The organism is Paraburkholderia sp. BL25I1N1 (assembly GCF_003002025.1).
Lineage (GTDB): Bacteria > Pseudomonadota > Gammaproteobacteria > Burkholderiales > Burkholderiaceae > Paraburkholderia.
On the sequence record NZ_PVZB01000057.1, the window covers coordinates 1 to 11,277 of the forward strand.

General features: G+C 55.7%; 6 protein-coding genes and 2 pseudogenes. 3 read left to right on the forward strand and 5 right to left on the reverse strand.

The features are described from left to right. Positions 1 to 241: 241 nt before the first annotated feature. Positions 242 to 1,024: pseudogene (locus B0G73_RS39475) on the forward strand (LysR family transcriptional regulator); the annotation flags it as partial. A 532-nt stretch (positions 1,025 to 1,556) separates the two neighbouring features. Here the strand turns inward: B0G73_RS39475 and B0G73_RS39485 are convergent. From B0G73_RS39485 to B0G73_RS39505, 5 genes are all read right to left on the reverse strand, one after another. Further along, positions 1,557 to 2,930 carry a carboxyl transferase domain-containing protein gene (locus tag B0G73_RS39485; protein ID WP_106286437.1) on the reverse strand — a complete coding sequence of 458 codons (1,374 nt, stop codon included), beginning with the start codon at positions 2,928 to 2,930 and terminating at the stop codon, positions 1,557 to 1,559. Between the two features lie 212 nt (positions 2,931 to 3,142). Then, the gene (locus B0G73_RS39490; RefSeq protein WP_106286438.1) at positions 3,143 to 4,483 is read right to left on the reverse strand and encodes an amidase family protein; all 1,341 of its coding nucleotides are present in this window, start codon (positions 4,481 to 4,483) and stop codon (positions 3,143 to 3,145) included. A gap of 36 nt (positions 4,484 to 4,519) precedes the next feature. Then, positions 4,520 to 6,208, reverse strand: coding sequence for an NAD(P)/FAD-dependent oxidoreductase (locus B0G73_RS39495; RefSeq protein ID WP_106286439.1), 1,689 nt, complete (start codon positions 6,206 to 6,208; stop codon positions 4,520 to 4,522). A gap of 596 nt (positions 6,209 to 6,804) precedes the next feature. Next, on the reverse strand, positions 6,805 to 7,947 hold the full coding sequence (locus B0G73_RS39500; protein ID WP_258194178.1) for an ATP-grasp domain-containing protein: 1,143 nt from the start codon (positions 7,945 to 7,947) through the stop codon (positions 6,805 to 6,807). A gap of 95 nt (positions 7,948 to 8,042) precedes the next feature. Continuing rightward, complete coding sequence (locus tag B0G73_RS39505) at positions 8,043 to 8,741, reverse strand: hypothetical protein (RefSeq protein WP_106286441.1); 699 nt, start codon at positions 8,739 to 8,741, stop codon at positions 8,043 to 8,045. 642 nt (positions 8,742 to 9,383) lie between these two features. Between B0G73_RS39505 and B0G73_RS39515 the strand changes: the two genes are divergently transcribed. Together B0G73_RS39515 and B0G73_RS39520 are read left to right on the forward strand one after the other, a co-directional pair. Next, on the forward strand, positions 9,384 to 10,316 hold the full coding sequence (locus tag B0G73_RS39515; protein WP_106286443.1) for a LysR family transcriptional regulator: 933 nt from the start codon (positions 9,384 to 9,386) through the stop codon (positions 10,314 to 10,316). Positions 10,317 to 10,622: 306 nt separating this feature from the next. Continuing rightward, positions 10,623 to 10,850, forward strand: a pseudogene (locus B0G73_RS39520) (transposase); the annotation flags it as partial. Positions 10,851 to 11,277: the final 427 nt, after the last annotated feature.

Genomic DNA, 11,277 nt, shown 5'->3' on the forward strand with positions numbered 1-11,277 from the left:
CGTAATGGCGGTCATCGGGCCGTCCACGCCGCTGTTGCGCCATGTGTGAGCCAGTCGCAGACGGACTGCCCGCTCACGCCGAGTTGCCCGGCGGTAAGCTTGCGCTTGATCCTGTGTCCGAGCAGCGACAGGGCCGCGCTCGCGTGTCTCGATGCACCAGGAACACTATCCTCCATGCCGTACAATTCGTAAAATCGATTGTTTTGATGGAACACATCCACATTATTTATAAGTTGGGATCATGCGTTTCAAGGGCCTCGATCTGAATCTCCTCGTCGCGCTCGATGCTCTGATGACCGACCGTAACCTCACCGCGGCGGCACGCAGCATCAACCTGAGCCAGCCGGCCATGAGCGCGGCCGTCGCCCGGCTACGCGTCTATTTCTGCGATGAACTGTTTACGATGAGGGGCCGGGAACATGTCCCCACACCGCGTGCTGAAGGGCTCGCCGCTCCAATCCGCGAGGCTCTGGTGCACATCCAGCTCTCCGTTATTTCCCGGGACGTCTTCAACCCGGCCAAATCGGATCGCCGCTTCAGGATCATTCTTTCCGATTTCATGGCAGTCGCATTTTTTCGAAAGATCGTGGAGCGTATTGCACGGGAAGCTCCCGCCGTCGGCTTCGAATTGCTGCCACTTGCCGATGACCCCGATGAGGTTCTCCGGCGCGGCGAAGCCGATTTTCTTATCTTGTCGGAATTGTTCATGTCGAGCGCGCATCCTAAAGCGAAGCTGTTCGAGGAGACACTCGTGTGCGTAGGCTGCCGCACGAACCAGCAGCTATCAGGGCAGCTCACATTCGAGAGATATATGTCGATGGGGCACGTTGTGGTCAAGTTCGGACGTACGCGGCGGCCCTCCATCGAGGAGTGGTGTTTGCTTGAGCACGGTCTCAAGAGACGGAACGAGGTCATCGTGCAGAGCTTTAGCATGATTCCGCCTATGCTATTAAACACTGACCGTATAGGGACGATGCCCTTCAGGCTGGTCAAGCATTTCGAAAAAACGATACCTGTGCGGATCTGATTGTTGCCTGAATGGCGCTGCGGTGATGGACGACGCTGCGACTGCGCGATCGCTGGGTGCTGAAGATCATCATTAATCAAGTCTATCGCTCACAGTACGCGTGCGGTGCGCCACGGGGACTGTCGTCGTTGTCGACGCTAGCGGCCGTTATGTAATACAGGTTTCTCGGACGGTTGTGAGTGATCGCGATGGTTCGGCAGCGTGCCACCACTCCGTGCACCGAACTCACGACTTAACGTCGGACTTCCACGGCCAGTGAGCGCTAGTTTCAACATTTTCTCGGTCCTTCTGGATCTGCTCGCGGTTGAGCCTGGCTTAGCTGGAGACTGCAACTTGGTTCGTCGAGATTCGGTCGGCGTCGGCTTCAGTCGATGCCGCATGCACCTCCTCGCTAGCTCTCAACAACGGCAGACCGAGGCCAAACCGCGAAACTTCGCCCTTTAACGCGGCGATATCCGCCCGCCATGTATCCGCGTTACCGACAAGCAGACTGCGCTGGACTGTGGAAGTGAGACGCTTGCGATTCAACTCAGGCGCTAGCTTCACTCCCTACAGGGAACAAATACTTGGTAATTTGTTCTCGAGTATGTTCTATCTCGATGACATCAGTAATCAGCCCATTAATTTTCAACAATTCTGGGTTTTCAATTTCATCAGTCAGTTTTCGCATTATGGATCTGGTGGTTTCATCAGACTCAGACATTACTTTCTTCATCGTGTCCGGGCTGAAAACGCCGATGTGGGCCCGCGGATACGCCAGTACTGCCACAGGCTCAAATCCAGGACCACCCATGGCGTACACGCCTCCCGTATACGCTTTTCTGGCAACGAGCAGTAATTTTGGTACCTTGCATCGAACATGTGCTCTGAATAATTCCGCTGCGGCCGAAAATATGCCACTATTTTCAGCTTCTCTACCGATCATAAATCCCGGGATATCGGCAATGAATATGATTGGCATGTTGGTTTTTGCGGCAATATTTATCATTTTTACCATTTTTGAGGCGGATTTCCGATAAATTGCACCTCCATTATGTCGGGGGTTGTTGGCGATAATTACAGCGAAATTTCCTTTGATGCTCGCGTAGGCGGTCAACACTTCCTCCGCGTATTCGGCGCTTATCTCCGTAAAGCTGCCTTTGTCGATAAAGGAATTCAGCAAATGATGCATGTCATAGGGTGTGCGATGATCTGTTGGAATTAATTTTTCAAAATCAACCGCATCGGGCTCTTCATATTCAAGACCATGGGGTCCCTTGCCTTTGAAACTTCCATGCAGTAATTTTCTTATGCACTTGAATAAACCTTCTTCATCTTTGAATACCAGTTGAACCGAGCCCGAGCCCCTGCTGTGAACGTCTGTTCCACCTAGCGAATAGAGATCGGACTCCTGGGCCAGCATTGCCTTCACCATATCCGGACGACCCATACATAGAGCACCTTTCTCAGTCATCAACACTAGGTCTGCGAGCATCAACGGTAAAGCAAGTGGACCTGAGGTCGGACCGAGTATGACGGAAATTAGCAAATTTCCTTCCGCAAAGTCTGCGAGGGATGCACTGACCCTGCCCATTCCGAATGGAGATAAAAGTAATCTGGCCATGTCCGGCGAGAGCACTTTCGTGGTGTCGAAACTGCCTGTCCCTCCTGTCTTGTCCTGAATGTAGATTAAGGGGGCGCGTTCATCCCGGGCCTGAGTTACTGTGCTGATGATCTGCTCGGCAGTGCGCCACTGTCCGCCTCCCTGAAATTCACAGTCTCCTCCGCGATTCATGACCAGAAAGGTTTTTACCAAATTTATGGTTCCTTCGCCGCAGATGAAATGACTTTTTGCGGCAGGTTGACGGTCAACAAAACTATCTGCGTCAAAGAGCACGTTTATTCTTTTCAACGAAATTTGCATTAGCTATCTGCCTCCCTGGCAATGCGTATGAATGTTGGCTGTTATCGGTGCCGTGCGACGGCCGCACGGCAGTCATCGCGCACGCGTCGCTACGGGGTACGCACCGACGCGCAAGCGGTGACGAAGCCGCCCGCGAAGCTGGTTGGTAGTTGCGCTGCGTGCAACTCGCCGTCCGCAGCGGTCCTGTGCGGTGCTGAGTGGCAGCCTCATTTTCAGGAAGCCAAAATGTCTTCCATAGACATTGCTGCGGCCAGAAGGCGGCGGTCCTGGCCCCGCGCGGCGTCAATACTCAACCCCACCGGTAATGCATCATCGGGAGCAACTGGAAGGGTGATAGAAGGTATCGCGGCGTTGCTGGCCAAGTCGGTGTTACGTATCACCTCGGCAAACAGTCCCGGCCTGCTGGCATCGCTCAGATGAGGGACGCTACGCGGAACTGTCGGGTACACGAGAAAATCGATGCCTCGAGTGCTGAACAGCGAGTCTATTTGTAGACGTAAGACGCCTATATTCTGAATTGCTGATGAATAATCGGCGGCAGATATAAGCTGTCCACCAAGATTGGCGTGAATGATGTTGCGGACAATTTTGTCGCGAATGTTATCAAATACGGCATTTATCCTGTTTCCCCATCCTAGGGAAAGCAATGTGCGGGGAAAGTCAGTGAAGAATTCGTAAACCGGAATGGTGAAGGTTCCGGTTCTATTCAGGTCAGCAACAACCGCGTCATCCAGTTCAACGCACTGGAAACCAGCGCAAGTCAATCGCCTGACGGCATGCCAGCAATACTTTCGGACATCATCCTCCAGGTCAGTCCACATGGAGGCCGGAAGGCCTATTCGGCCGCGAGTATTTTTCTGTTTTGGCGGAAGGTGGCTATCGGGGGACAGCAGGTCATATAGAATTAATGCATCTTTCGCCGTCCGCGTCAGAAGGCCCGGCGAATCCTTCGTGCGAGAAACTGGAATGATTCCGGCCGAAGACCAGCGACCACTTGTGGGCCTGAAGCCGGTGATACCACAGAAGGCGGCCGGTATCCTTACGGAGCCGCCGGTGTCCGTTCCGATCGCCATCGGAACGATGCCGGCTGCCACAGCAGCGGCACAGCCGCCACTGCTGCCGCCAGCCAAATGCCCTGGAGCCGCTGGATTTCCCACCGTTCCCCATCGAGGATTGACCGATGTGATACCAAAGCTGAGTTCATGCATGTTGTTCTTGCCGGCAACGACAGCACCGAGCGCTCTCAGCTTTCTGACAACAAGCGCATCGCGCGTGGCTATACAACCTTCCATCCCCGGTGTCCCGGCAGTGACAGGGAGCCCCTTAACACAAATATTGTCCTTTAAGGAAAAGGGAATGCCGTAGAGCGGTGCGCCTTTCAGGGCATCATTCGCTTTAGCGAAATGCGCGTCCGGGCCGCAAGCACGGATGAAGCAGTTGAGCTTTTTCAGATGCGAATCAGCGCTGAGTGCACGCTCACGGATTTCAGCCGCTGAAAGTGCACCGGTACGTATGCCATCGCAAAGCGATTCCACAGTGTTTTTCGAATACATAAAATTTCCGCGAATAGGAGGTCATCGTGTCCGATGTCAGTAACGATAAGCACTGCGGATCTCGTCAAGAGGATTGCCCGGTAAAAGATTTCCTCCTGCGCTGCGTATGACGGCGCAGGCGCTGTTCACAGCCGTCTGCACAGCTCCCTCAATCCACCCACCGGTAAAAGAGCAGCCACATCCTGCCAGATAAAGGCCGGAATCCCATGCGGGATCATTCGCGGTCTTGAACTGAAAGAAGAGACGCTGCGAGTAAACGTCTTCGCCCGGATAGTTGAGCTTAAAGGCACCCGAAGAATGCGGATCGGTCAGCCAGTCATGGTGCAGGATGCTACGTTCATAGTCGTCATCGGCGGGAACCAGGTGGCGCGCAAGTTCTGGATGGAATGTAGCAAGGTCGTCAACAAAGCACTCACACCGCTGTTTTTTGTCGGGAACACTCAGTAGCTTGTGAGCGTCATCTTCCCAAGTGTAACTAAGCAGAACCACACCCTGACCATCTGGCTTATCGGGTTCGTAATCAAGGCAATATACTCCTCTCGCAAAACTGTCAGACTGGATGGTGACTGGCAGGTCTTTAGTGATCCAGAACTTGTCGCGGGTGAGCATGAATAGCTTTGAGGAACCCGTAAGATGCGTTTCCCTGACGGCTCGTGAGACGTCGCGGCTGAGAAACGTTTCGTCGTCGGTCAGGCAATGAACCATCTGCATTGCCCTGTTGTTGCTAGTGACGATCACTCGGTCGAAAACCAATGCCTCGTCTTCATCAGTTACCAGCGTTATCTTTCCATTCTCTTTGTAGATGCGACCCACGCTATTGAAGCGAACCCGTTCAGAAACGGAGCACCCTGCGATCTCCGCTCCCGCCAGGCGCTCAGCCAGTGTAGAGATTCCGCAGGAAATCAGGCGTTGATCATCCAGATAGCCGTTAACGACCAAGCGCAGTATTTCGGTGAATCCGGCCTGATAAACAGGGAGGAAACCTCCGGATCCTATTCCTAAAGAGCCAAACAGCTCAAAGTGATAAGGCCTTTCCCAAGGGATACCTCCGGGGGGGCGAGGGCCAGTGAAAATCGCGACAATGGCCGCATAGAAAGAACTGTCACGGAACACATCGAGCCACGTTTGCCATGCCGCACGCGCTTCCTGAAAGCGATGTGATTTCAACATGACCGTGATTTCTGTCGGCGCTACAAGAGATGTGCCATTGATCACGCACCCTTCCTGTAAAAATGCCCTCCAGCCTTCATGAACGAGCTTGAACAAAGGTGGCGGCGAATCCCCCGCCGGCCAGGTATGGCGAGTGCCGCGATAATGCAATTCGGTATCAACCACTCCTGGATCGGGGAAAGACGTGGTCGTGGAAATGCCGTGTTTGTTCAAATAATGGAAAAGACCGGTTGCACTCGGAGGGACCCGCATTGCGCCCATTTCAGCAATAAGGTGCGGGTACCGCGGATCAAATACTTGTGACCATATTCTTCCTCCAATGCGATCGCGGGCCTCAAAGACCGTAACGTCGGTTACGCCTGCCCGCATCAGCTCAGTCGCCGCCACAAGACCGCTGATACCGGCCCCCACGATGCCAACGCGCGGAGTTGGAGTGCGTGATGAAAAGGAGCCGATTCCCCCTTCAGACTCGCAGAGCTGGAGGAACGGCGCGTAGTCATACAATAGGTCAACAGTCGGTGATGGACTTTGTGACGATGCGACGTGATTTTTCATGGATTTTCTCCTTTATGGCAATGCATCCACTTGAGGAATGATGATGGCTGGAAATAGCGCAGGGACCTTCGACAGAAGAGATCGAGGTTATTTATTCCGTTGCCGATAGCTGTGCTGCTCCTCGGCAGAAAAATGCTATTCATCGTGAATATCCATGGATGCCACGATATCAAATTGACTGCGGTCATATCAAACAAATAAAATTGATGTTTGTAGCAAGCTAACGTGAGAGTAGCTTCGTCAGCCATGACTCACTACTGATAAAGGGAGTTGGTCGATTTGTGAGAAGATATTTCGGGCGTGCGCAAGCTATTTCGTCCGCCCTGAACAATCCGTTTGGCGTGGTGCCAGCCGGCGCGTGTCAAGGTACTCGCCTCAGTCATGCAGCCAAATGCTGTTTAAGTGCGGTGTGCGAGGCCATCGTGACGACTGACTCGCGCCCGGATTGGGGGCGACGGCGCCGATTGGCGTCCAGTGCAGCGTGACGGCATGATCGATGTTGTGATATTAGGCAGCGAACTCGTCGGACCAACGGTTGAGCACGACTATGCGACTACCCTCAGAGGATCAGTTGATTCTCATGTCGCGAAAATTTTTCAGCTACCGTTATCGGCGTGATCGAATTTCAGCGCTTTCAGCGCTTCGGCGAGGCGCAAATCGAGCGTCGGGCGATCTGCGGCCGTAAACAGCACATGTCCGACGCGGGCGCAAAAGTCCGTCAGTTTTGGGACTGTACCGCCGATGTGCGAAAGAACCTCGACCTCTTCGAAGCCGGGCGTCGCGCGCACGCGTTCGACCGCAGCGGCGCCGGCGAAGCGCCCAGTTGCGGCCGTGAAGAACTGCACACCGCTCACGCGCGTCGCATGCCTTGCATCACAGAGGGGCGCTGGATCGGTGTCGCCGAGATGACTGCGTATCATCACTTCTGGCAAGGAGATGGACTTGCTGAGTTCAACCAGCCGGTAAATCCGATCACCTCCGAGCCGTGCGGCGATCTCGATGAGCACGGGGCCGTCGCGCGTCATGCGCGCCTCTGCATGGAAAACGCCGAGGTTGAGGCCGATTTTCGCGGCGACCTCCTCGACGTAAGCGACCAGCGCTGTGCGATGCTCTGGCGCCAACGCTGCTTCGACAATGTGCCCCATCTCGACGAAATACGGCTCGGCACTCAGCAGCTTTTCTGCCACCGCAAGCACGCGCGGCCCATGTCGGCCGACGTAACCTTCGATGCTGTACTCCGGACCCTCGACATATTGCTCAAGTAGCAACACGTGGCCAATTTCGCGACCCATATCTACAACGCCGTGGCGCATGGCGCGCTCGACCGCGAGCTGCAGCCCGACAAGAGAGTTGACGCGCGTCGCGTGCTGGTTACCGCAGCCGTCCACAGGCTTAACGACGGCTGGAAAGCCGACCTGCGAGGCGGCCGTCACGATGTCACGACGATCTGCGATTCGGGCGAATCGGGGCCCCGCCAGTCCCGCAATTGCGAGGTGTGATCGGCTGCGGTACTTGTCGCGAGTGAGCGCTGCCGCTTCGAGCGGCAGATGCGGGAGACCGAGCCGAGCGGCCGCTTCCGCCGCTACATCGACTGAGTATTCGAACCCAGGTACGATTCCATCGGCGCCAATGGCGCATGCGGCGGCTGCGACGGCGCTCGACGAAGCAGTGTCCACCACCGTGAACGACGTGACGCCCGCCCGTAGGTCACGCGGCACGACGCGCTCGGCGGAAAACACGTGCGCAGCGACACCAAGGCGCGCAGCGGCGGCGACAAGCGCTGTGCCGGACGACGCCGGTTCAATCACTATGATGGCGGTCATGGGGACGTTCCTTATATAGCAACAGTTTCGCGTCGGGGCGTGGTCGCCACGAGTAGCTCGTCGAAGTACTCGTGGAGCAGTTCGATGAAGTGGCGCAAATAGGTCTCAGCCTGTTTGATTCCGCCCCACCCGTCGATTGCCCGCTGCAGACCGACCCACATCACATCATCGTGACCGTGAGATCCGTCGTGCTGAATGTGGTCGAGCGGGCGCTTCACGAGATCGTGCCCGAACGCGCGCGCTCCTGCTTCGGTGATGATTTTGTTATAGCGATCCGAATACCATTCGACAAACCAGTTCCAAACCATTGTCGGCAGTGGACCGTCGCGGCTAATGCTCAAATAAAGATAGCCAATCAGCTTGTCGGTGCTGTGGAAAGGTGCGATGCAGTCGATCTCGGCTGCAGACAGGCTGAATTTCTCGATGTCACGCAGAAATAGCCCCTCATGCCGATATTCTTCTGCAAGGTATTGCGCGAGAATTTGCGCGAGCGTGTTGTCCTTGAAGCCGATTTTGTACAGCGCGAACGCGTCGACCTCGTTGTTAAGGCGGATTCGCAACACTGTTTCGATGAGGTGGCGACGATAGTATTCACTGTCGATCCAATCGCCACGATGGAAGGCGGCGGTCTCCGGCGAAGTAGCGAACATCTGGGCGACTGCGTCTTGAGCGACTCGCTCAAGACGGGCTCGATCGTTGCTTGTATTCATATAACCATCCAGATGAAATAAAAAACAGGGCGCACCGGTTACTGTTTATGCCTGCCGGACGAACCAGGGGCACAGCTGCCTTTACAATAAGCAATGATGTCCCTTGGAGAGTCTGAGAATTCTCCTGCAGTGGGGGCTAAGCCGCGTTGCAGTCGCTGTGCGGGGACAGGGCGCTGTCGGGCGCTCCTAGACGATTTTTGATCAGCGTGGCTTTTGCGAGTGGATTCGTGCCAAACGTTGCGGAACGCTCTCGCCTCGAATGTTTTTGTCGACTGAAGCTAGCTGGTTCGATCTTCTCGTGTGCCGCCACATGGAAACTCCTTCTCGAGAGGTGGCTGGACCATGGCCACGAGCGCTAACACCGCAAAGCGGTGTGGTAGCCAGGTTGTGCTAATCGTGCTGTATGCCATCGTCGCGGGTAACGGCACTGTACTTCATTGGATCGCGCATATGGATGCGACGGTGGACATCGGCGCGGTAGCACGCACGAATGTCACGGACGCTTTCAGCAACGCGCATCCGGTTTGCTGTCCGTTCAATTCCTCTTCATCTATGCTCTCTGCGTGAGTGACGGAAGGATATTAACCGCGGCTGTATGCGTGGTATAACCTGATAATCTTTATGTTTGCATGAGGGGAATTGATGATTCGCGATCTCGACAGCACGCTGCTGCGTACGTTCGTTACGGTGATAGAAGCCGGCAGCGTGAGCAATGCGGCGGTGACTCTTCATCGCACCCAGGCTGCCGTGAGCATGGCCCTTCGGCGTCTCGAAGACGAAGTCGGCCAACGCCTGCTCGAACGTTCACCGCGCGGCGTGAAGCCGACCTCGGCGGGCAGCCTGCTACTGCCGTATGCACACAAGGTGCTTGAAATTGGCCTCGCGGCCCGTTCCGCGCTGACTGTCGGTGACGTCTCGGGTACGGTGAGGGTGGGCATTCTGGAAGACATCGCAATGAGTCACCTTCGCCATGCATTGCGGCAATTCTCAGCATCGTTTCCCGATGTCTCGTTGGAGATAGTCGTTGATGCGAGCCCGGCGTTATCGCAGCGGCTCGCAAGCAACACACTTGATTTCGCGATCGGCGATCCTGCGCTGATCCACGCGGAGCCGCTCGTTACCTGGCGGCATCCGCTTCGCTGGGCCGCCGCACGTTCCCGCAATGCCGACCTGCGTGATGGCCCCCTACCAATCGTCGCATTCGGCGGAGCATGTCGATGGCAGGAGAACTTCTTTGCGACGTTGCTTGACGCTGGCATCGTGTGGCGCGTTGCCTGCACGAGCACGAGCCTGTCGGCGATCCAGTCGGCCGTCGAGGCCGGACTCGGCATTGCTTTACTGCTCGACTGGCACGTGCGCCGCGATACTATGCACGTGATCGATCCGCGTGCTGTCGGGCTGCCGATGCCGCCTGTGGCTGAATTCGGTCTATTCAGCCACGCGAATTCGAACGACCGCACGTCCGCAGCAACCGCACTGCAGCGCTTCCTCTTTCGCTCGCTGCAACTCTGTTTGCCAGAAGACGGCGCACTCGGCAGAGAACGCGCCACCATGCCGCTACGTTTTCCCAACTGATCTACGTCGTGCCGCGGGTTGCGTCGAAGGGGCGATCTTTCGATGCGTCGACATCCGCAGAATAGTTGCGCCGAACAGTCTTGATCCTAACGCAAGCGTCCAGTCGGAGATTTGGTGCGAGATGAAGAAGCCGGCGGGCGAACTTTGACGAATGTCAATGAAAAATCCGGATCAAATTTATTAACATTATTTTCAGGATTACTGATATCGCACATTAATCTTGCACCAAAAAACAAAATTGGCTGGGCAATTGGCCGGATTAGGGGAACACTGATTTATCAGGCCCGGCCGTCATCGCTGAGGTGTCCGCTGAAGGATCTGGTGATCCAGGTCGAGCGAACGAAGGCGCAGATTCGCGCACGGGTCGAGCATCCGTCGCATATCGTCAAGAACCTGTTCCGTCGTCGCAAGGTGCGCTACAGGGGACTGGCCAAGAACATGGCGCAACTGTTCAGTCTGTTCGCCCTGGCGAACCTGGCGATCGCGCGAAACCGGTTGCGGTCGGTTCATGGGAGCAGTCCGTCATGCGTATGAAAAGTGCGAGAAATGAGGCGCATCCTCGGGTCAAACTCACCAGACTTGCCAACGCTTCATTTCTGCATCCGGAAATTCCGACCCATCGCCGCCGACAACCTCGCGGGATGGCCTATCAATCAGCGATTCCTTAACAGCCCCTAATATCATTTTGTTAAGGCTTCTTAACAGTCCCGGGTCGTCGAGCGCTGCGTCAGGCGGATCGCCAGCGTCTGCTGCCAGTAGTCATCCTCCACATAGCCCGGCTCGGCATAGCCAGTTCCGCAGTCCGCCCCACCAGCTCGACATGCGTGGGCATAACCACACTACGACACTTTGACCCGTATGCCGCAGGCTTGGATCAGGAAGTGGCGCAAATCGGTTGCATTCGGCGCCCGCTTGTACTGCGTGGCGAAAGAGCGGATGCGCGCAAGCAGGAGCGGGATGA